Annotated in this window: 17 protein-coding genes and 1 pseudogene; 6 read left to right on the top strand and 12 right to left on the bottom strand. The window is 56.8% G+C overall.

Annotated features, from left to right (window positions below; translation table 11 throughout):
* Positions 1–74: 74 nt before the first annotated feature.
* From prfB to ASF84_RS02430, 5 genes are all read right to left on the bottom strand, one after another.
* Positions 75–1,170, bottom strand: a protein-coding gene (gene prfB / locus ASF84_RS28940; protein WP_122469778.1) for a peptide chain release factor 2 whose coding sequence is annotated in 2 segments (ribosomal slippage) — positions 75–1,097 and positions 1,099–1,170 — 1,095 coding nt in all. Because the reading frame shifts where the segments join, the coding sequence is not laid out codon by codon here.
* A 109-nt stretch (positions 1,171–1,279) separates the two neighbouring features.
* The gene (locus tag ASF84_RS02445) at positions 1,280–2,407 is read right to left on the bottom strand and encodes an SbmA/BacA-like family transporter (protein ID WP_082481273.1); all 1,128 of its coding nucleotides are present in this window, start codon (positions 2,405–2,407) and stop codon (positions 1,280–1,282) included.
* 56 nt (positions 2,408–2,463) lie between these two features.
* The gene (locus ASF84_RS02440) at positions 2,464–3,720 is read right to left on the bottom strand and encodes a TolC family protein (protein ID WP_056834849.1); all 1,257 of its coding nucleotides are present in this window, start codon (positions 3,718–3,720) and stop codon (positions 2,464–2,466) included.
* Positions 3,721–3,878: 158 nt separating this feature from the next.
* Complete coding sequence (locus ASF84_RS02435; protein WP_056834847.1) at positions 3,879–6,032, bottom strand: peptidase domain-containing ABC transporter; 2,154 nt, start codon at positions 6,030–6,032, stop codon at positions 3,879–3,881.
* Between the two features lie 4 nt (positions 6,033–6,036).
* Positions 6,037–7,299 carry an HlyD family secretion protein gene (locus ASF84_RS02430; RefSeq protein ID WP_056835344.1) on the bottom strand — a complete coding sequence of 421 codons (1,263 nt, stop codon included), beginning with the start codon at positions 7,297–7,299 and terminating at the stop codon, positions 6,037–6,039.
* Positions 7,300–7,720: 421 nt separating this feature from the next.
* Here ASF84_RS02430 and ASF84_RS02425 point away from each other — a divergent pair, with 421 nt between their 5' ends.
* On the top strand, positions 7,721–7,942 hold the full coding sequence (locus ASF84_RS02425) for a hypothetical protein (RefSeq protein ID WP_056834845.1): 222 nt from the start codon (positions 7,721–7,723) through the stop codon (positions 7,940–7,942).
* Positions 7,943–7,992: 50 nt separating this feature from the next.
* On the top strand, positions 7,993–8,166 hold the full coding sequence (locus ASF84_RS28935; RefSeq protein ID WP_156684132.1) for a hypothetical protein: 174 nt from the start codon (positions 7,993–7,995) through the stop codon (positions 8,164–8,166).
* A 32-nt stretch (positions 8,167–8,198) separates the two neighbouring features.
* Here ASF84_RS28935 and ASF84_RS28275 read toward each other — a convergent pair.
* Positions 8,199–8,911, bottom strand: a pseudogene (locus ASF84_RS28275) (IS5 family transposase).
* A 571-nt stretch (positions 8,912–9,482) separates the two neighbouring features.
* On the opposite strand from ASF84_RS28275, the gene ASF84_RS02410 reads away from it, so the two are divergent.
* From ASF84_RS02410 to ASF84_RS28270, 4 genes are all read left to right on the top strand, one after another.
* The gene (locus ASF84_RS02410; protein WP_056834840.1) at positions 9,483–11,207 is read left to right on the top strand and encodes a hypothetical protein; all 1,725 of its coding nucleotides are present in this window, start codon (positions 9,483–9,485) and stop codon (positions 11,205–11,207) included.
* Positions 11,191–11,583: a toxin-activating lysine-acyltransferase gene (locus ASF84_RS02405; protein WP_056834839.1), complete on the top strand. Its 393-nt coding sequence runs from the start codon at positions 11,191–11,193 to the stop codon at positions 11,581–11,583. Before ASF84_RS02410 ends, ASF84_RS02405 begins: the two co-directional genes overlap by 17 nt.
* 264 nt (positions 11,584–11,847) lie before the next feature.
* Positions 11,848–12,216, top strand: coding sequence for a hypothetical protein (locus tag ASF84_RS28930; protein ID WP_156684130.1), 369 nt, complete (start codon positions 11,848–11,850; stop codon positions 12,214–12,216).
* A 1,101-nt stretch (positions 12,217–13,317) separates the two neighbouring features.
* Positions 13,318–13,602 carry a hypothetical protein gene (locus ASF84_RS28270; RefSeq protein WP_082481268.1) on the top strand — a complete coding sequence of 95 codons (285 nt, stop codon included), beginning with the start codon at positions 13,318–13,320 and terminating at the stop codon, positions 13,600–13,602.
* An 832-nt stretch (positions 13,603–14,434) separates the two neighbouring features.
* Here ASF84_RS28270 and ASF84_RS02390 read toward each other — a convergent pair.
* The 6 genes from ASF84_RS02390 to ASF84_RS02365 form a co-directional block, all read right to left on the bottom strand.
* The gene (locus ASF84_RS02390) at positions 14,435–15,853 is read right to left on the bottom strand and encodes an aldehyde dehydrogenase family protein (RefSeq protein ID WP_056834832.1); all 1,419 of its coding nucleotides are present in this window, start codon (positions 15,851–15,853) and stop codon (positions 14,435–14,437) included.
* A gap of 13 nt (positions 15,854–15,866) precedes the next feature.
* Positions 15,867–16,907: a homoserine dehydrogenase gene (locus ASF84_RS02385; RefSeq protein ID WP_056835342.1), complete on the bottom strand. Its 1,041-nt coding sequence runs from the start codon at positions 16,905–16,907 to the stop codon at positions 15,867–15,869.
* A 129-nt stretch (positions 16,908–17,036) separates the two neighbouring features.
* Positions 17,037–17,474, bottom strand: coding sequence for an Lrp/AsnC family transcriptional regulator (locus ASF84_RS02380; protein ID WP_056834830.1), 438 nt, complete (start codon positions 17,472–17,474; stop codon positions 17,037–17,039).
* Positions 17,471–18,859: a threonine synthase gene (thrC, locus tag ASF84_RS02375; protein WP_056834829.1), complete on the bottom strand. Its 1,389-nt coding sequence runs from the start codon at positions 18,857–18,859 to the stop codon at positions 17,471–17,473. Before thrC ends, ASF84_RS02380 begins: the two co-directional genes overlap by 4 nt.
* 18 nt (positions 18,860–18,877) lie before the next feature.
* Complete coding sequence (locus ASF84_RS02370) at positions 18,878–19,768, bottom strand: LysR substrate-binding domain-containing protein (protein ID WP_056834827.1); 891 nt, start codon at positions 19,766–19,768, stop codon at positions 18,878–18,880.
* Positions 19,769–19,819: 51 nt separating this feature from the next.
* Complete coding sequence (locus ASF84_RS02365; RefSeq protein ID WP_056834826.1) at positions 19,820–21,256, bottom strand: amino acid permease; 1,437 nt, start codon at positions 21,254–21,256, stop codon at positions 19,820–19,822.
* Positions 21,257–21,309: the final 53 nt, after the last annotated feature.

The raw sequence follows: 21,309 nt of genomic DNA, 5'->3' as shown, positions 1-21,309 counted from the left end.
ACAGATTGTAAATGAGCATTTTGAGCCTGTTTTTAACGCAGCGATGACAACGCAGGTAGTTTTTAGAGGTGTCCTCACAGGCCTTGTTTGAGGCTGGCAATCAGGTACTCGTCCAGGTCGCCGTCGAGCACCTTGTCGCAGTCGCTGCGCTCGATACTGGTGCGCAGGTCCTTGATGCGCGAGGCATCCAGGACATAGGAGCGAATCTGGTGACCCCAGCCGATGTCGGACTTGGTGTCCTCCAGCGCCTGGGAGGCGGCGTTGCGCTTCTGGATTTCCTGCTCGTACAACCGGGCCCGCAGCATTTTCATGGCGGTGTCCTTGTTGGCGTGCTGGGAGCGCTCGTTCTGGCAACTGACCACGGTGTTGGTCGGCACGTGCGTGATGCGCACCGCCGAGTCAGTGGTGTTGACGTGCTGGCCACCGGCACCGGAGGAGCGGTAGGTGTCGATGCGCAGGTCGGACGGGTTGATCTCGATTTCGATGTTGTCATCGATTTCGGGCGAGACGAACACGGCCGAGAACGAGGTGTGGCGACGGTTGCCGGAGTCGAACGGACTCTTGCGCACCAGGCGGTGCACGCCGATCTCGGTGCGCAGCCAGCCAAAGGCGTACTCGCCCTTGATGTGCACGGTCGCACCCTTGATGCCGGCGACTTCACCGGCCGACAGTTCCATGATGGTCGCTTCGAAACCGCGTTTGTCAGCCCAGCGCAGGTACATGCGCAACAGGATGTTGGCCCAGTCCTGAGCCTCGGTACCGCCGGAGCCGGCCTGGATGTCGAGGTAGGCGTTGTTGGGGTCCATCTCGCCACTGAACATGCGGCGGAACTCGAGCTTTTCGAGCGCCTCGCGCAAGCGCTCGACCTCGGCCGACACATCAGCCACAGCGCCTTCGTCTTCTTCCTCGGCGGCCATGTCCAGCAGGTCGCGGGCATCGGCCAGGCCGCTGGCCAGTTCGTCGAGGGTGTCGACGATCAGCGCCAGCTGGGCGCGTTCGCGGCCCAGGTTCTGGGCGTATTCGGGTTTGTTCCAGACAGCGGGGTCTTCGAGCTCGCGGGTCACTTCGGTCAGACGATCATGTTTGTGATCGTAGTCAAAGATACCCCCGAATGGTTTGGGAACGCTCGGAGAGGTCCTTGATGCTGTTTATGATCGGATTGATTTCCATGGTCGTCAGCACTCGCAGGCGAAAATTACAAAGCCGGCGAGTATACCCCAGAGGCTGCCGGGAAAGCAGCCTCTTCGGATGGGGTGGTGAGGCAGATGCATGCAGCCAATCAATTGTCGGTGGGCGGCCGGTGGGTAGGGCTGTGCAGCGCCGGATCGATCACCTCGCCCTGAGCAAGCTGCACAAGCGTGACCTCGAAGGCGATGAGCCGGTCGGTCGTGGCTTTCCAGTCAGCAAGGCGATGATAGGCATTGATGAACCAGCTCAGGTTTCCACACAGATTGCCAAAAGCCGAATTGATCTGCATGACATCGCCAAACATGAGGGTGCCGGAAAAAAAGCGTGGCACGGCCAGTACACTGCTGAACACAAGGGAAAACCTGCGGTAGCTTTCGGTGAACAGGGCCAGGCGCATCTTGACCTTGATGGTGCGTCGCGTATTGGCCAGGCTGACATCCAGCCTGGCGCTGATGCAGGCCTTCTCTTGATGACGGCTCGCGTCCTGCCTACGCACGTTGAAACCGTCCCTGAACCGGACCAGCACATACCTGAAGTCCGCTTCAGAGCGTTGTTGCCTGTTACTGAGCGAGACCAGTCTGCGGCCGATTTTCTGGCTCAGCCAGGTCCCTGCCACGGCATAGAGAATCGCCACCCAGAACATATGAGCGGGCACTGTAACGCCCCAGAAGGAGGCTTCGCCTGAAATGCTGATCAGCACCACGCTGAACGAAACAACACTGGCTACGGTGTAGACAAGGCCACACGCCAGGTCAAGGGTCTCATAAGTGAATGTATGAATATCCTCGGCAATGCGTTGATCCGGATTATCGATGCATTGTGCAACCTGCGTGGGACACCTCGACTCGATGACCCAGGCGCAAAGATAATGCTGGGTCAGCCAGCGACGCCACTTGAGGGCGAATACATCAACCAGATAGTTGCTGAGCACCAATCGCCCGACGGAAAACAGGACCATCACCACGAAGAGAATGATCAGTCGATAAAAACCGGACTCATCAAGGGCCTGAACTGCATTATAGAAGTGCTTGTACCATTCATTGATTGCCAGGGCGGTCGCCACGGACAGTAAAGAAAGCACCATCAAGGCGACCAGGCCTGCCCAGGCGAATACTTTCTCTTCGCCCTTCCAGTACAACGACAGCAGGGACAATGTGTGGGCGAAAAAAGAACGAGCGCCGTCCGTCACAACGCCCTTTGACCTGTTATTAAAACCCATTGAATCTCTCGATAAAAAACGCACGCACACACCGTCTTCACAGATTCACCTCACGGCTACAGCGTCCAGAAACCCAGCGTTCCCAGACTCGCTGCCAGCTTCAGCCGTGTTTCCTGCCAGGCGTTCAACGTATTGATATGCTGCTGTTCGGCGGCCGCATAGGCGGTCAAGGCATCCAGCGACTCGATCATGCTGCCGACGCCCGCACGATACCGGCCTTGCACCACGCTCAGCGTCTGCCTTGACTGCTCTACCCACTGCGCTGTGTTTTGTAGCGCGAGCGACTCGACTTTCAACGCTTGATAGGTGCTCCACAGCGTCAGCGAGAGGCGCCGCTCTTCATCCAGCAACTGCGCTTCGGTGGCCGCCAGGTGTGCCTGGGCCCTGCGCACGTGATGGGTATTCTCGAAGCCGTCGAACAAGGCAATGCTCAGTTGCAGACCCACACTGTTGTTGCGTGCGTGGCTGTCACCATTGAGCGCCATGGGTTGCCGGGTCTTCACATCGGAAAGGTTGGCGGTCAACGACAGGACAGGACGGCCCGCCGCACGGCGCTCGTCAATGTCCGCCTTGGCCGCATTGACGTTCGCTCTGGCCGCCACCAGCGATGGATGTTGCTGCAGCGCCTGCTCAAGCAGGTCATCGAGGCTGTCGAAAAAGTCCATGCCTACCCGCCGACTCAGATCACCCACCAGTTCCAGCTCCACCTGCGCAGGCAACCCTGTTTGCAGCGCAATGACGCCCTTGACACTGCGCAAGGCGCCCTCGGCGCGCACTTCGTTGAGTTGCGCACGTGAGTGAGCGGTCTGTGCTTGCAGGCGATCGGAAAGCGCAGCAGCTCCTGCTTCATATCGGGCATTGGCAACGTTGACGTTTTGCGTCGCCAGTGCAGTGACCTGCCGGGCGACAAGCAGGTTGTGCCGGGCGGCCAACGCCTGGTAATACAACTGTGCGGCGCCTGCGAAAGCTTCTTGCAAGTGCCTGTCATAGTGGGCATTCGCTGCAACCAACAAATTATGGGCATGAAGCAGGCCCGAATCGCGCCGACCGAAATCGAACAGCACCCAACTCAGGTTCAAGCGGCGCTCGAAGCGGCGCTGACGGCCACCGACCGCGTCATTGCGTTGTTTATAAGCCGTATCGCTACGGCCACTGTTACTGCCAAGCGTCGCATCGAGTCTGGGCAGGTAGGCCGATTGCCTGACCCTGACCATGGCGGCCTGAGCCCTGGCGCTGGCCCAACGCTGTCGGGTGAGAGGGTCGTGACACAGCACACGCTCGATCATGTTTTCCAGCGTCAGAAACGTCGGCATGGACGAGTCGTTGCAATCCTCCCTCCTCGCCTTGAATGCCTCGGTCACTGTGCGTGAAACCTGAACATCAGTGGCCAGGGCCTCCCGATCCAGCGCCAGACTTCCGCGTGGCAAGCACCAGAAGCTTCCCAGCAACGCACACGTAAACAGAATGCTTTTCACAATGCGACACCCTCAACCGGTTGACGCACCGGGCTTGAGCGCCGTGTATCGCAAGCAATCCGGCCGGCTTCGATCCGTACCACACGATCGGCCGAAGCAATGGACTCTGCGCGATGGGCCACAATAATGCGCGTCACGTTCAGCGCACCGACGGCCTCATTGACACGCTGCTCGCATTGGACATCCAGATGGCTGGTGGCCTCGTCAAGAATCAGAATGTCGGGCTTTTTATACAGCGCCCTGGCCAGCAGCACACGCTGCTTCTGCCCACCCGACAACACAGTCCCCATATCACCCACGAGCGTGTTGTAGCCCATGGGCATGCCTAGAATATCCGCATGGATCGACGCCTTGGCCGCGCACGCCATGACCCGCTCCAGATCCGGGCCGGGCTCGAAGAAAGCGATATTGTCGGCCAGTGAGCCGGCAAACAGAGAATCGTCCTGCAACACCGTGGCAATCCTGTTGCACAGGCCTTGCGTGCCTGTTCGTTCAAGGTCGAGCCCGGCAATCTGTATCTGCCCCTCGGTGGGTTTATGTATGCCCAAAAGCAGATTGATCAAGGTACTTTTTCCACAGCCTGAAGCGCCGGTAATGGCCACCGACTCGCCTTGTGCAATACACAAGTCAATGCCGTTCAACACAAAGGGCTCTTGCTCGCCATAACGGTATTTCACATTGCGGATAACAATGTCTGCCGGCATTGAATTCAGGGTGATGACATTCGACACCTCGCCACCGTCTTCGGGTGGATGCAACACGATGTCGGCCAGGCGCTCGCCCTGCAAGCGCAACATGTGCAGCTCAAACAGATGATCGATCAATCGGGCAACGCGACTGACAAATTGCGACTTGTACGCCATGAACGCCATCAGCACACCGACCGTAAAGCGGTTATCCATCACCAGAGAGGCGCCCAGCCCGATGGCCAGCAAATGCTCAACCCCGAAAATCAGGGCATTGAACTGGGTATATACCAATTGAAGTTTCTGGGTCCGCAGCCCTGCATTGATCTGTTCCACCAGTAATGCCAGCCAGGCAGATCGACGCTCGGTCTGGCGCTGGAACAACTTCAAGGTCCGTATGCCGCGCACCGTTTCCAGAAAATGGCTTTCCTGGCGGGCGGCGTGAATAATCTGCTCTTCACTTGCCCGCCGCAGGGGGCGGTACCACGCCCAACGAAGCAAGGCATAAAGCGTCATTGCCGCCAGTGCTATCGAGGCAAGCAGCGGACTGTAGAGAAACATGAGAAAGAGCGTCGCGATGGCCATCAGGCCATCCAGCAACGTAGAAAAGAACGCGGCTGTCAGGGTCTGCTGTATCTGACCGACAGCACCGAAGCGTGAAACCACATCGCCCAGATGGCGCTTTTCAAAATAGTGGATCGGCAGACGCAGCAAGTGGCTGAAGACGTTGGCCCGCCATTGCACGCTCAACAGCGTGCTCATATGAAGCATCACCCAGGCCCGTGCCGTACTTAGCGTTTGCTGCATCAGCAGCAGCAAGCCAAAACCGATCAGCAATGTCGTCAGCAGCGCCCGGTCTTGAGTGATCAATACCGTGTCGATGGTCCATTGCAGTAGAAACGGGCTGACCAGTGCAAACACTTCAAGCGCCAGAGCCAGCAACAGCACCTGTATCAACGAAGCATAAAGACCGCTGACCCGCCCCAGCAGGCTCAATAACCTGACGTGTGGCTTGGGCGGCTGGTGGGCAAAGTCATTGCCAGGCCAGACCTCAAGGGCCGCACCGGTAAATGACTGGCTTGCCTGGTCCTGGCTCAGCCGACGAACGCCCTGGGCAGGGTCGTACACCGTCAGGCACTGACCCTCGACGCCCTGGAGCACCACGAAGTGGTTGAAGTTCCAGTGCAACACACAAGGCAATTTGAGCTTGCCCAAGTCGTCCAGCTCAAGCCTTACGGCCCGTGTGCCCAGGTTCAATTCATCAGCGGCCTGCATCAGTTGCCTGAGAGTAATGCCCTTGAGTGACACGCTGAACCGGCGGCGCAACTCCGTCAGTGTCGCGTGATGGCCATGGTACCCCGCGATCATGGCCAGACAGGCCAACCCGCACTCTGTCGCTTCGGTTTGTAGAATCAGCGGCAGCCGCCGTCCCCAGCGCAAGCTGATTGCATCCAGATAATTCATTTATTCAGTCCTGAAGTTTGCCGGACAGGCTGTAAAGCGGTTCAAGCACCCACTCATAGAGGTGACGCGAGTCCTGAAGAATGTCGGCCTCAAGCAACATGCCGATCTGCAGCGCTTTTGATTTGCCGTATGCCATTACCGATTGCGCCTCCAGCTCGACGCGCAGGCGATAGATCTGCTCGCCATTGAGGCCCAGCCCGGGAAGGGTGCCGGTCATGCTGGCCAGCTCTGTCGCGGACAGGGTTGCCCTGGAAACGGACATCACCTTGCCGCGATGCTGGCCGAACTTCTGGTACGGATACGCCTGGTAGCGAACCATCACCGGGTCGCCGGCCTGAATGAAGCCGATCGTCTTGCTGGGCGCATACAGTTCGGCTTGCAGATCGGCGTGCACAGGCACAAGGCTCATCATCGATACCGAGCTGTCCACGGCCTGGCCTGGCTCGACCAGCACAGCGGTAGCCACGCCATCCTGCGGTGCCTTGATCACGAGCATGCGCATGGCTTCGCTTTCGATGATCTCTTGCTGAAGACTGGACAACGCACGATGAATACCGGCCAGCTGGTTCTCGTGCAGCGCGGAAAGTCCCGCCAGCTCATGTTGACGCTCGATCAGCTTCTGCTTCAGCACCGTGGATTCACGCACCAGGCCTTGCAGAACCTGACGCTGCGCCAACAGCTCGGCCTGACGCTGCTGAAGTTGATCCATGGAGATGTAGCCTTTTTCCATCAATCCCTGATAGCGCTGCGCTGCATTGGCGGCCAACTGCACGCGTTTTTCCTGACTCGCCTGTTGCTGCTCCAGTGTCTTGAGTTCGAGGCGCAGGTTGGCCCGCTTGCTCTGCAGGCTTTGCCGCTCTTCGGCGTGCAGCTGCTTTTGCTTCTTCAGTTCCTGCTCAAGGGATTGACGTCGATTCGCCAACTGGTTGCCCACGGCGGCCTGAACCGACTCTGCAACACTGGAAAAACGCTCGATAGAGAGCCGAAACAACGGATCGCCCTGTTTGATCGCCTGGCCCTCCTCAACAAAGCGTTCAACGACCACGCCAGAGTGAGGGGTGTGTATTTTCAACTGCCCCGACGAAGGCACCAGTTGACCGGGCACGGTGCTGCGCTTGGTGTAGCTGCCGTACAGGAAGAACACAATGACCAGCGCCGCAAACAGCACAGCCATCAAGGTCAGTACAGCGAAGGAAATGGGCCTGATGAGGATGATTTCACCCAGCCAGTTGACCTGCCGCGAGGCAAGCGCTTCCTTTCGAAACAGCGGAGTTTCAGGTATCACAGCCTTATCCTTGGCCAATAGAAGACCGAAGAGCGTCTTGCATAAAGACGCTCTTTAAGTAAACAGCAAAGTAACTACTTCTTTCGATGTGTTTAATTCTTGCACACCGCCTTGACACTTGTCATCCCCGACAGATGTAGGGGGGTCAAGATCCTACACATGTAAGAAAACTTACCCCTCAAGCCTGTAGGAATTATTACCATTAAAAAATCATGATTGTTTTTTGTAAAAGCCTCGTTCTAAGATAGTTCATCGCCACCGTCATCCTAAACCATACCTATAGACCACAAGACCTTCTACACACCTAAAAACAGCAAAAAGGAGAAAACACACAAAAACCGGACCAACAAATTAGCGAATTGACGTCAAACCAACTCATCCCATCCTATTTAAGGAATCTTACATGAGAGATCTAACAGACAACGAGTGGACAATGGTATCGGGCGGAACCGATTGGGGCGAGGTGAGCGCGGGTGTAGCCGCAGTAAGTGTTTCCATCGTCATTGTTTCCAACCCTGTTGGGCTGGTAGGCCTGGGCGCAGCGGCAGCCACGGCTTATATAGGAGGAGTCGCCATAGGCGACGGTATGATTAATGGCAACGCCTTCAATGGCAATCACAGCTAGCCCCTAAACGACCACCTCCATTTCCAAAAATGGAATTACGAGGCAATACAATGACGCTACTTATCGTCGGCGCACTCGCTGTCACTTTCTCACTGCTGGCTGTAAAACTCGGCTGGGCAATACCGACAAATAGAAAACCCTTAAACAGCAAGATCTACTGGATGATTATTTCCATAGCCACCGGGGCAGTCTTTTTTGCTTTCATTACAAGCAAAACCTGCTGAACAACTTGACCTGCCCTAGGGCCTGTTGAGATTCATCGGGAGTTGATGACCGCCGCGGCAAGATTGATCATGGCGCAATAGCTTGTGTCGGTCTTGTCGCTGCGCATGGCAATGCGTTTGAACTCCTTCAGCTTGCAGAAGAAGTTTTCAATCAGGTGCCGCCACTTGTACACCTCCAGATCAATTTTCACTGGCGCTACACGCTGTGGCATCTGAGAGATGACGATCTTGGCACCTCGCTCATTCAGATCAGCAATCAACCCGTTCGCATCAAATGCCTTGTCAGCAATCAAGCCTTCGAATTCAATACCCTTGATCAAAGGGGCAACCCCCATGACATCGTTGCGCTGACCTGGCAGCAGAACAAAACGCACCAAATTGCCCAAGGCATCTGTCAGGGCCAGAATCTTGCTCGTCATGCCACCTCTGGACTTGCCTATGGCTTGGCTCTGAGTCCCCCTTTTGCGCCTTGGCCGTGACGATGAACCTTCACAATCGTAGCGTCGACCATGGCATATTCCATGTCAGGGTCATCGCTCACGACATCAAACAGGCGCTGGAATACATCTGCTTTTACCCAGTCCCGAAACCGCTTGAAAATGGTGTTCCATTTACCGAAGTAATCCGGTAGGTCACGCCATGGACTGCCTGTTCGGACAATCCACAGGATGGCCTCGATAAAAAGTCGATTATTTTTACCGCTACGGCCTGGATCGCTTGGTTTTCCCAGGCAGTAGAGTTCCATTTTTGCCCATTGGGCGTCTGTGAGTACGAGTCTGATCATTCCAGAATTTCATCACAGAGGAAGGGGGTAGAAAAGCTGAATCTCAACAGCCCTAGGGTCTGTTGCCGTTTCGACGTAACCCATTGATCTGTAAAAGAATAGGCTCGTATTGTTGGAATTCTCACACAACACCAATACGAGCCTGTAATGCCCCGATTAATGCTCAGTGATGAGCACTGGCCGAAGCTGTTGAAAATCCTGAAGTGCATAAAGACGCTCTTCAATTAAACAGCAAAGTAACTACTTCTTTCGATGCGTTTAATTCTTGCATACCGCTCTGACACTTGTCATCCCCGACAGATGTAGGGGGTCAAGATCCTACACATGTAAGAAAACTCACCCCTCAAGTCTGTAGGAATTATTACCATTAAAAAATCATGATTGTTTTTTGTAAAAGCCTCGTTCTAAGATAGTTCATCGCCACCGCCACCCTATCGACCATCACGCCTGACTGCGTTGATCCGCGCGCACAATGAACACGATAAGCCAAGGGGTTGGCGCAGCCTGTTTTTTGCAAGGAGCGTTTTCAACCATGATAAACAGTAAGCAACTGGTTGATCTGCCGGAAGTCTTCGTCAGTTTTGAAACTGAAAAAATCGAGGGGTGCCGTGTGGTTTATCTGAATGAAACACTGGCAAATGGGCAAGACAGCGCCACCCTGCTTGACCATTACAGTTATCTTGTAAACACCTCGAACGTCCCAAACGATCAGGCGCAGGTTAAAACATTCATGGCCGAGCGCTATGGCGGAGACGGGATCGCCCGAAATGGCGGCGGCGGGCGCTGCGGTTTCGATGGTGTCTGGCAACTCAAGGGATTGGGACCCAATCAATTGGTCGACCACACGGTCGACCTGTCCCATCGCGACGGTTACCAGTGCCTGCACACAGCGTTGTATGAGTCCATCTGGGCTGAAATCATCCACGAGGCCTTGCCCCATGGTGCTGTGCGCACGGTGGCTGTTCTGGATACCGGCCTGGCCTATGAAAAATACGGACAGCCCAAGATACGCGGGCTTATCGTACGTGAGCCTGTCGTGCGGCCAGCTCACTTTATCCGGGCTATCTATTTCAAGCAGAAGCACATCGACACCTTGGGCGAAGATGCTCAACGGGTTAAAGCGGCCATTGGGAAACTGGTGGATTTTCTGCCCTTTTCGGAAAAGACTGCAGGTGCTTCAAGCCAACAGGAACGACTGGAGTCCGGCCTTCTTGAACTGGCAGCGCGATACGCCGAGCAATTTGCGGCCTCGCGTGCCAAGCACATCAGCCACAATAATGTCAGCGAATCGAATATTGCGCTTAATGGTGCCTGGCTGGACGTGAGTGGCGCGCGTCTGTTTACGCATGCTGTCAGCAGTGATCGACTGAACATTGAAAGGTTCAATACTGAATACAGACATGCGGTCTACAGCCTAGAAAGCCTTTGTTATTACCTGAGCAAGTATTCGATTCTGACCACTGAACATTCTGCATGCATTCTTAAGAAAGCCTTGGAACACTTTACGCACCAGTACACCATGCACTTAAGCCTGTATGAAGTCGCTCAAGCAGGATTTTCGCTCTGGCTATTGAAATCAATAGCTGATCATACGGCTTTTGCAACGTTCTCCAAACACCTGCGCGACCTTTTGGACCGAAATGATTTCAGTGTAACGACCGTAAAGTTTGGCGATGACTGGGAAGGCCACGAGCGTTGGACTGGACGTTTGTATATCGCCCTGCTGACAGCCAAGGCAAAGACTACACCGCTCGTAACACCAGCCGGGGTCAACCTGAGTGATGAGCAAGCAGAGCAGTTACACTCAAGCTTCAACCAGCTGTTTGAGTTGGCCTGTTCCGTTGCAAATGAGCATGGCATCAGCCAGCCGAATTTTTATCGTTGCATGGCCATCAATGCCACGCGACTGAATCGTAGCCCTCTCGTATTGCATGAGCTCACGGCCCGAATCAAAGGGCTGAGACTCAATGCACAGCCCGATAAAGCATTGCCCACTCAAGCCTTGGCAGATGAAGCGATGCAGGCTGCCAAGCTGCATCTGGGAAATGAGGAAGGGCTGACTATTCCTTTCTGGCGAAGCGATAAGCTCGTCATTGAGTTCGATCCTGTAGCGGGCCTGTTCATTGTGAACATGGCAGGGCAATACCTATTGCCGTTCGATGTGTTGCCCGGGTTCGGCGTCAGTCATAACGAGGTCCGCACGGCGCTGCAGTTCTACCGTGAAACATGGAGCATGATCAATGACACGTCGCTATAGCTTGAGCACTCAATGCAGGCGCATCGAAACACAGGAGAAAGCAGCCGCTCTGGGCTATGCCAGCATGATCATGTTCATGTGCAAGCGCTCATCAACCTTTCAAATGAAGACACTGGATTTCTGGTTGAGGCCCGCCATTGACCATCAACAGATTGCTTTTTTCTTTGGCTGTACAGGGCAACCTGTTGGCTACGTTATCTGGGCGCATTTGGCACCGGATACCGAACAGCGCCTGCTGAACGACCCTGATTTTATTTTGCATCCATCTGAATGGAACGAAGGGGGCCGGACATGGATTATTGATGCTTGTTTTCCCTGTGGCGGGGTGTGGGATTGCATCACGCCACTTAAAAAATATTTCACGACACCAATATAAAGCAGATATTTTGGGCGCGAAATAAAAATCGCAATACTGTAAAAACAAGAAGCCAGCTCATCTCACACGCAAAGGTTCCGCACCTGAAAAATCAAAATCCACCAAAGGCCCACCACAAAAAAAACCACACCATCAAAATCAAAAAAACGTGCGCCATGGCAGCATCAATCATCATCGCCCTCCTTTCCAGCATGGCCATAGAACACTGGAATCTTTATCACTATTTAAAATACGGAGCAACCGGACTCATATTAAGCTGGTCGTATGAAGCACTTAAAAACAAACTACTGGCTCACGATGATTTGCAAGAACACTAAATCTTGCTCACCTAAAGACACATCACAGGAAAGATACAACATGAGAGACCTAACCGTAGAAGAACAACGTCTAGTTGCAGGTGCCAACAACGACCTTCCTGTTTCACTGGAGACTGCAGGCGGCCTAGTCGGCGGCGCCATTGGCGCTGCAAGAGGCGGACATGTTGGCGGAGCAATTGGTACTTTTGCAGGAGCTGCCGTGGGTAGATGGGCACAGGAAAATGCTCAAGCACTCGGCACAATAGATCCTGTCACACTCCATCTTCCCATGAATGGCGTTCGACCAAACTATCAATACGGGGGAGGATTTTCTTGACGTTTCCAGCACTCAATATCGCCTTGAGAAAAAGGCTCACTTTATAGCATCACCACCTCAATAATAACCGTCCAGCACAGGTAAAAACTGGTTTTTTTCTGCCACGGACTCAACCCTGTTGTTGCCTGTCATTTCGAGCCTTGCCCTTTCAGCGAGCAAATGCAGGCACCAAGCGAGGGCTTTACTGGGATGGATACATACCACTGTTTGAAGCGCCCCGCACACACGTATCGCGGGGAGGATAAGTGCTTACTAAACAGCCCTGCACGCCCCAGCCTTCTCATAAACCCTCGCTGCATTATCACAGGAAGCCATCTTGATTAAATCAATCCTAATAGAACTGATCATTAGCTTTAGCTGGGGCCTCATCGCTTTTTTTCTGGCCACCTCAACATTGCACATCACAAAAAAATATTTCAAACTGGACCCTTCCCAACCCATAAAATTTTTTATCATGACCACGTTAACCGTCACCCTGTCCTTTTACCTAAAAGTCTTTTCAGCCTTGATCCCATAAACCTATCTCAATAAGCACTGAAATGACTAGGCCCACCAAGATTGCGAAAACCAACCCCCCCTATACAGCACACACTATAAAATGTTCGCACACCTCTCGATCAAATATTGAATTACTGTTTTCATAATGGCGGAAGCAAGGAAGCCTTTCAGCAGACAAAGAACATTTTCCAAGCACACAACATCCATGGAATTAATGGGGCACGCATAACAACTGACTATACAATCAGAAAAGCGTCACGACGCAAACCACCCCCTAAAACTTTTTAAAACCCCATGACACACTGATCAAATCTATTTTTAAAAACTAACGAACAGCCATCGACAACCCAAAACCTGGCATGCATAAACAAAGGGTAGCGCCTTGAAAAAAATACTCAACTTTCTAATACCGTTCTCTCTCATTATTACAACAGGATCAGTTTCCGATTACTGGGAACTCAATATATATTTCAGGTACACCTCAATGATTATAGCGCTAAGCCTTTCCATTTATTTACTAAATATCATAAAAATTCAACCCTACTAAATTTGAGCCAAAAACATTCAAACACAAAATAAACTCCCACACCCCAAGGATATAAAATGAGAAACTTAACTGAAGAAGAACTGTCTATGATTACTGGCGCGGATACTGGCTTAACGGTCTCCGCAGAGACCGTAGGAGGAGCAGCCGGTGGCGGAATTGGGGCTATTGCCGGCTTAGGCGCCGGAGCAGGTGCAAGTATCTTAACCGGAACAGCTGGCATCATCGTTGGTGCTGCTGCAGCTAACTACCTAATCAACGGCAAGCGTGAAATTGGGTCAGTGGGTCTTAGTGGAATTCCTTACGGGTCTTATATGGGGCCTCCTGTGCGAATGGGTGGTTGATGAAGAAATCTCGCACCTGCCTATCAGTCAGGTAGAAGCTCAATTGTTCCATCCGCCTTAGTTAAGGGTCGGAGAGGCCGTTCCTGCAGAAGCTTAGCAACCCCTGCAGGAATCGATTAATAGGCCAGTATCACGCATTTAAAATTCATCGACAACCACATCATAACCACAAGCACGCCTTACAAAAAAACACAGTCAACATGCAACACCTATAACTGATAATACAGTGCAAAATCCAGTACAGTTAGCTTTATAAAAAGACCAAGTCATTACAAACCGCAACATACAACCTCTTATCTCCAGTTTACGCATACAGGATTGAAGCGTTTCCATCACTGGTAAATGGCGCCCATCTCCATGACCACAATATCCTTACTCACCCTAGGCATTATCACCATCACGTGCTCCCTGCTAGCCTTTAAATCCGGATGGATATCACAGCCACTCATCTCAAACAATAAAACCTTCTGGACAGGCCTGCTCATTTTCTCGGCCGGCTGCCTTATGGCCTTCATAAGTACCCAGACACGTTGACGATTCGCCTATCGCATAAGCACTCATAAACAACCTCCCAGCACTTATCAAGCCACCACAGGAATACCGGCATTGCTCACTTTAAAAAACGCTTCAGCTCTATTACTTTCACTACTTTTCTGCCTTTCGTTTTCAACCGTTCTAGAACACTGGAACCTTTATAAAACCGTTGCACACGCCTTTGTTGGAATGATGACATACCAGGTATTTGACTCTTTAAAAAATTATAGTCTCTGACCCTGTTCCTGACTAACCAAACACAGGGCATCGAGAAGACGGCCTTCAGAACGGATGCCCCTCACGCCACCCCATTGATACAAACCACCTTCGGCTGCGTCATGTCTTCATACGCAAACCGCACCCCCTCGCGCCCCAGGCTGCCGTACTTGAAGCCGCCGAAGGGCATGGCGTCGAAGCGGTAGTCGGACGAGTCGTTGATCATCACGCCGCCGGCTTCGATCTGTCGGGCCAGTTTCAGCGCCTTGCCCAGGTCGCGGGTGAACAGGCCGGCGTGCAGGCTGTATTCGGGGGCGTTGGCCAGGGCCACGGCGGCGTCCAGGTGCTCGAACGGTTCCAGGATCACCACCGGGGCAAAGACTTCCTGTTGCCAGAGGGCGCTGCTGTGGCTGACCTGCTCCAGTACGGTCGGCGCGTAGCTGCCGGCCTGGCGCTGGTGCCCGCACAAAAGCACGGCGCCTTCGACCAAGGCGCTGTTGACCAAGTGCTCGGTGCGATGCGCGGCCTGTTCGCTGATCATCGGGCCGACATCCGTGCTGCGCAGGGCGGGGTCGCCGGTGACCAGGGCGCGGGTCTGGTGGACAAAGCGCTCACGGAAGTCGGCGTAGATCGAGCGGTGCACCAGGATGCGCTGGGTGCCGATGCAGTTTTGCCCGGCCGCCCAGAAGGCGCCGGACACGCACGATTCTACGGTCGCCTCCAGATCGCAATCTTCCAGCACCAGCACCGGAGCATTGCCGCCCAGGTCCATGGCCAGTTTTTTCAGGCCGGCGCTGCGGGCAATGGCCTCGCCGGTGGCAAAGCCGCCGGTGAAGGAAATCATCCGTACCTCGCGTACTTCCACCAGGGCCTTGCCCAGGTCGACGCCGCCGGTGGCCACGGTCACCACCGAATCGGGCAGGCCGGCCTGGACCAGGTACTCCACCAGCTTGAGGGCCGAGAGCGGCGCCAGCTCCGAGGGCTTGAGGATCACGGCATTGCCACCGGCGATGGCCGGGCCCAGTTTGTGCGCGACCAGGTTGAGGGGGTCGTTGTACGGTGTGATCGCCACGATCAGCCCCAGCGGCTCACGGGTGAACCAGCCCTGGCGCGACTCCGAGCCTTCATAGGCGCCGAACGGAATCACTTCCCCGGCGTTGCGCCGCGCTTCCTCGGCCGAAAGCTTGAGGGTGTTGACGCAGCGCTTCACCTCTTTTTCGGCCTGGCGCAGGGTCTTGCCCGCCTCGGCCACGATCAGCCGGGCAAAGGCTTCGGCGTCTCGCTCAATGGCGTGGGCGGCGTCTTCGAGAATGCGCGCCCGACGGTGGCGCGGCAGAGCGGCGCTGTCGCGCACGCCGATGCGCGCACGCGCCAGCAAGCCGGGCACGGCCGTAGCATCGAGGCACGGCACGCGTCCGATCAGACGCCCATCGAAAGGGCTCAGAACATCGATCTGGGCAGGTTCAGGCAGCATGATGCTGGCCAGGCTGGATACGCTCATGAGGAACTCCTGATCAATGGCCGCGGGCGGCGTGGATGGCAACGATGTCCGACAGCAGGGCGAAGGCGGTCTCGATACGTCCAGCGCCAGGCCCGGATACGGTGACCGCGCCCAGCAGCTCGGTGGTGAAGGTCACCGCATTGATCGCCCCGCCGATGCCCGCCAGCGGGTGTGTATTGGGCAGCAGGCGCGCCTGCACCCGGGCCTGCACCGAGCCATCGGCCTGGCGCTCGGCCGCGCCGATCAGTTTCCAGCTGGCGTTGTTGGCGCTGGCATCGGCAATGTCCTGGGCGCTGATGGCGCTGATGCCCGAACAGGCCACATCGCTGAGCTGCAAACGCGCATCGAGCAGTTCGTTGGCGAGGATGACCACCTTGAGACGTACATCGAAACCTTCGACATCGGCGGTCGGGTCCGCTTCGGCGTAGCCAAGCTGTTGTGCCTGGGCCACGGCATCAGCGAAGGCCAGGCCGTCTTTCATCTGGCTGAGCACATAGTTGGAGGTGCCGTTGAGGATGCCTTCGAAGCCTTGCACGTTGGCGCCAGCCAGGGCCTGGCGGGCCAGGCGCAGCACCGGCGTGCCGCTCATGACCGCGCCTTCGTATTCGAAAGCTACGTTGTTGCGACGCGCCAGGGCCTTGAGCTCGGCCGCGTGCAAGGCCACGGGGCCCTTGTTGGTGGTCACCACATGGATGCCGCTTTCCAGGGCCCAGCGGCAGAAGGTGGTGGCCGGCTCGCCATCGATGGGGTTGGTGAAAGTGGCCTCGGCAATGAGATCGGCACCGGAGTGCTTGATCACGTTTTCGTTGAACGCCTCGGCATGGCCGCCCGGCAACCGGGCGAATGCGCCCTTCTCGCTCGGCAGTGCCACCAGTTGCGCGGCATCCAGCCCTTCGCGGGCCACGATAGAGCCCAGGAACAGGTCGGTGACCCCGACAATCCTGATCGTGAAGCCCAGGGACGCCTGCCACTGGGCATTGCGCTCGGCCACCAGTTGGGCGAAGCCACGGTTCACGCCACCGAATCCTACCAGGGCTATCTTGTACTCAGTCATGAAGGCGTCTCTCTCAGGGATGTTGTTGTTCGACAGGACCATCCTAAGAGCCGGGCACTGGCAGTTGAATAGGCCAGTTTGCTGTATTCATTGAGCGTTTTGCCCATGCCCGCACCGCTCACGGCCGGGTCAGAACACCGCCGACAACACGAACGAGGTGACCGTGTTTTCCACCCCCGGCATGGCGGCGATGTCCTTCCACACCTGGTGCACGCGCTCGGGCGTGGCGGCGTTGACGCGCAGCATCAGGTCGAATTCGCCGCTGAGCACTTCACACTGCACCACCTCCGGCAATCCTCGCAACGCCGCCAGCACGGCCTCGCCGCGCATGCGGTCATAGCGGTAGACGAAGATCACGGCGCTGATCAGCGAGGCCGGTCGGCGCGACTCCCCGAGCCGCACCGTGTAGCCCTGAATCGCCCCGTCGCGCTCAAGGCGTTCGATGCGCTGGCGCACTGCGTTGCGCGACAGGTTGACCTTGGCGCCCAGTTCGATATGGGCGATGCGTGCATTGGCGGTCAGTTCGGCCAGGATGCGCTCATCCAGCGGATCGAGGATGCGCTTCATGCCAGCCTCGACGGTGTCAGTTGCAGGGCCTGCAACAGGCCTTGTAGGTCGTCCTTGGCCAGGTACGGCGGTTGTGCGCTCACCATTGGCGTCGGCGGCACACTGGCCGACCAGACACCCAGCTCGGCCAGCAAGGCGGCCGACTTGCCTGGCGCAATCTGCCCGAAGGTGACCATCGGCGCGCCCAGGCTACGCCGATGCAATCGGCCGGCCAGCACGCCGACGGCGGTGTGCGGGTCGATGGCCGAGCCGGTCTCGCGGAACAGCCCGACCACTTCGTCGCGCACCTGGGCTTCGTCCACTGCATAGGAGTCGAACAGCAGGCGCCCGCGCAACCATTGCGGGTTGCCGATGCTCATTTCGCCGTGGCGTTCAAACTGCTCCATCAGCGCCCGAGTGGCAGCGCCATCGTGCTCATACACCTCCCAGATAAAGCGTTCCAGGTTGCAGAACAACGAGAAGTCCATCGCCGGCGACACCGTGCGGTCGGTGCGCCGGGTCGAGTAGCGGTTGCAATGAAAGAACTGATGCAGCGCATCGTTGCGGTTGGTGGAAATGATCACCTGGTTGATCGGCAAACCCATTTTCTGCGCGATGTAGCCGGCGTAGATCTCGGCCGAACTGGCCGCCGGAATGCTGAACCCGACCGGCCGCGAGCCGCCGCCCAGTTGCAGGGCGGCATAGAAATAGAAAACGATCTGCGCCAGCACGCCGATCCAGTTGGTGGAGTTGAAACACACCGGCACCGGCGCGTCCGCGGGCCACTCACGCAGCAGCTGCGCCACCAGGGTCTGGCAGTCATCGAAGTTGCCTTCGACGGCAAACAGCTTGACCCGCTGCGGGTCGGCGGCCTGCAAGGCGGCGAGCTGTCCGGGTGCCAGCCCGTCGCGCGGGTACAGGATCGCCATGCGCACCGCCGGACAATCGGCAAAGGCTTGCAGCGCCGCCAGGCCCGTATCACCGTTGGTGGCACCGACCACCCAGGCGTCCTTGTCGAGTTCCTGCAGAAAATGCCCGACCAGGCGCGCCTGCAATTGGGCGGCGAAGTCCTTGGAAGAACCGGTCGGGCCGTGGAACAGCTGCAGGATCCACTCGTTATGGCCGATCTGCTCAAGCGGCGTGATCGCCCGGTGCCTGAAGGCCCGGTAGCTGTCGCTGAGCAAGGCCCGCAGAGTGCCTTCATCCATGGCGGTGCCGACAAAGGGCGAGATCACACGCCACACCAGCTCATCGAACGGCAGCCATGACCAACTGGCGATCTGCTTCTCGGTGAACAGCGGCAAGCGGGCCGGCACATACAGGCCACCGTTTTCGGCCAGTCCCGACAGCACCACGCGGCGAAAATCCGCCCGTAGCTCGCCGCCGCGTGTACTTACATACTCCATGACCACTCCTGTTGGGTATTACAAAAGGCGATGGGCCTGAGCCACCAGCCAGGTCGAAAAGCTGGCGGCATCAGGCGACAGCGCTTCGGCCTGTTCATGCACCAGGTAAAAGGATTCGCTGGCCTCGATACGGTGCTTGAAGGGCGCCACCAATTGCCCGCTTCGCAACTGATCTTCGACCACCGAAGAACGGGCCAGCGCCACGCCCTGCCCCAGTTCGGCCATGCGGATCGTGGAAATCAACGTGTCGAACTGCAGACCCCGGGAAGCGTCGACGTCATGGGCGCCCACCCGCCGCAACCAGTACCCCCAGCCTTCCTCGTACCCCAGCACGTGCAGCAGGGAATGGTGCATCAGGTCGCGCGGTTCATGGATGGGCGAGCGCAGCATGAGGGCCGGCGAGCACACCGGTTGCAGGAGGTCCCAGGTCAGGCGCTGGGCATGCAGCCCAGGCCAGCGGCCGCAGCCCCAGCGAATCTCTAGGTCATCTTCGCCGTCCGGTTCCTTGACCCAGAGGTTGCTGATGTAGCGAATATCGATCTGCGGGTATTCCCGGCAGAAATCAGCCAGCCGCGGCGCCAGCCAGTAGTGCAGAAAAGACAAGCTGCCGCGCACCTTCAAATGCCGGCGATGGTGCTGGCCGAAAATCTCGTTGGTGCCCACCGCCAAGCGGCTGATCGCATCCTGCACCACCGGCAGGTACGACTGCCCTTCCTCGGTCAGGCCCAGGCCACGCGGCAGGCGCTTGAACAACGCCACGCCCAGGTGGCTTTCCAGCTGACGGATCTGCTGGCTCACCGCGCCCTGGGTCAGGTGCAGTTCATCGGCGGCGTGGGTGAAGTTCAGGTAACGCGCCGACACTTCAAAGGCCCTCAGCCAGTTCAAGGGAGGGAGTGACTTCTGGCTCATCGGCGCGACCTCATCAGTGCTTTATCGGGGCGCAATCATTGCCCGAGACCTTCATGGCGTACCAGAGGAATGCACGGTGGCTTCCAGCGCCAGGCGCTCGGCCCGCTTGTTGCGGGTGATCCAGTAGATGAAATAGCACCAGGCAATAAAGGGCAGGCCGAAGTACAGGGCCACACGCTGCTCCGGGTCGAAGGCGATGCCCACGCACGCCAGCGTGCAGCTCAACAAGGCCGCGATGGGCACCCACGGGTAGCCGCGCACGCGAAAGTGCAGGTCTTCGACGCGACCGCCATGGGCGACATAGTGCCGACGGAACGCGATCTGGCTGGCGGCGATGCTCATCCACACCACCACCACGGCCAGGCCGGAAATGGACACCAGCGCCAGGTACACGGTGTCGGGGGCAAACACACTGCTGAGCAGGGACGCTGCAGCACCGGCCATGCTCAGGATGATGGCGTTCACCGGTGTGCCGCGCCGCGAGAGCCTGGCGTAGCACTTGGGCATGTGGCCCTGGTCGCTCAGCGTCCACAGCATGCGCGAGGCGGCATACAACCCGGAGTTGGCGGCGGAAATCAGCGCCGTGAGAATGACAAAGTTCATGATGTCGGCCGAGTACGGAATGCCGATCAATTCGAACACCATGACGAACGGACTTTCGACCAGGCCGGCCTGTTCGCGGGGCAGCAAGGTGGCCAACACAAAGATGGTGCCGACAAAGAACAGCGCCAGGCGGACCACGGTGGTGCGGATGGCCTTGGGCACGCTGCTTTGCGGGTCTTGCGCTTCACCGGCGGCAATGCCGATCAGTTCGGTGCCGGAAAAGGCAAAGGACACCGCCAGCAGGGTCATGACGATGGGCATGAAGCCGGTGGGGAACAGCCCTTCACGGGTGAAGTTGGAAAGCCCGGCACCTTGCAGGCTCTGCACCTCAAACAACCCCAGGATCGCGGCCCCGCCAATCAGAATGAAGGTGATCACAGTCAGCACCTTGATCAACGACAGCCAGAACTCGGTTTCTGCAAACAGGCGCACTGACACCACGTTGCTGACGAATACGGTCATGGCAAACAGCGCACTCCAGATCCACACCGGTGTATCGGGGAACCAGCGCACCATCAGGATGCCGGCGGCGGTAAATTCAGAACCGATCGCCACCGTCCACGTCAGCCAGTAGAGCCAGGCCACGGTATAGCCGGTGCCCGGGCCCAGGTAGCGTGTGGCGTAACTGCTGAACGAGCCGGTTTCCGGCATCTGCACGGCCAGTTCACCCAGGCAGACCATGACCAGGTAAACCATTACCGCGCCAATCATGTAGGCAATCACGGCCCCCAGTGGCCCGGCCTGATTGACCGTATACCCGGAGGTCAGGAACAGCCCGGTGCCGATGACGCCGCCCAGGGCCAGCATCACGATATGGCGGGTCTGCATCTGCTTCTGGAACTGTGAGGCGGGGTCGGGCTGGTGATCTTTCAAGTGCGTCGACATGGTAGTGGTCTCATGAAATGCGCGAACAAAGGCCTTGCAACCGTTTGGGCAGT

It is taken from the genome of Pseudomonas sp. Leaf127 (assembly GCF_001423155.1).
Lineage (GTDB): Bacteria > Pseudomonadota > Gammaproteobacteria > Pseudomonadales > Pseudomonadaceae > Aquipseudomonas > Aquipseudomonas ovata.
The sequence above is the reverse complement of the archived record's forward strand: the minus strand, read 5'-3'. Positions and strand labels throughout refer to the sequence as shown.

Excerpts from the sequence above, each read along its gene's own strand:
- ASF84_RS02435 (WP_056834847.1), bottom strand. The coding sequence starts at position 6,032 with ATGAATTATCTGGATGCAATCAGCTTGCGCTGGGGACGGCGGCTGCCG.
- ASF84_RS28930 (WP_156684130.1), top strand. The coding sequence starts at position 11,848 with ATGAAGCACTTAAAAACAAACTACTGGCTCACGATGATTTGCAAGAAC.
- ASF84_RS02410 (WP_056834840.1), top strand. The coding sequence starts at position 9,483 with ATGATAAACAGTAAGCAACTGGTTGATCTGCCGGAAGTCTTCGTCAGT.
- ASF84_RS28935 (WP_156684132.1), top strand. The coding sequence starts at position 7,993 with ATGACGCTACTTATCGTCGGCGCACTCGCTGTCACTTTCTCACTGCTG.
- ASF84_RS28270 (WP_082481268.1), top strand. The coding sequence starts at position 13,318 with ATGAGAAACTTAACTGAAGAAGAACTGTCTATGATTACTGGCGCGGAT.
- ASF84_RS02390 (WP_056834832.1), bottom strand. The coding sequence starts at position 15,853 with ATGAGCGTATCCAGCCTGGCCAGCATCATGCTGCCTGAACCTGCCCAG.
- ASF84_RS02445 (WP_082481273.1), bottom strand. The coding sequence starts at position 2,407 with ATGGGTTTTAATAACAGGTCAAAGGGCGTTGTGACGGACGGCGCTCGT.
- ASF84_RS02440 (WP_056834849.1), bottom strand. The coding sequence starts at position 3,720 with ATGCCGACGTTTCTGACGCTGGAAAACATGATCGAGCGTGTGCTGTGT.
- ASF84_RS02385 (WP_056835342.1), bottom strand. The coding sequence starts at position 16,907 with ATGACTGAGTACAAGATAGCCCTGGTAGGATTCGGTGGCGTGAACCGT.
- thrC (WP_056834829.1), bottom strand. The coding sequence starts at position 18,859 with ATGGAGTATGTAAGTACACGCGGCGGCGAGCTACGGGCGGATTTTCGC.
- ASF84_RS02370 (WP_056834827.1), bottom strand. The coding sequence starts at position 19,768 with ATGAGCCAGAAGTCACTCCCTCCCTTGAACTGGCTGAGGGCCTTTGAA.
- ASF84_RS02380 (WP_056834830.1), bottom strand. The coding sequence starts at position 17,474 with ATGAAGCGCATCCTCGATCCGCTGGATGAGCGCATCCTGGCCGAACTG.
- ASF84_RS02365 (WP_056834826.1), bottom strand. The coding sequence starts at position 21,256 with ATGTCGACGCACTTGAAAGATCACCAGCCCGACCCCGCCTCACAGTTC.
- ASF84_RS02425 (WP_056834845.1), top strand. The coding sequence starts at position 7,721 with ATGAGAGATCTAACAGACAACGAGTGGACAATGGTATCGGGCGGAACC.
- ASF84_RS02405 (WP_056834839.1), top strand. The coding sequence starts at position 11,191 with ATGACACGTCGCTATAGCTTGAGCACTCAATGCAGGCGCATCGAAACA.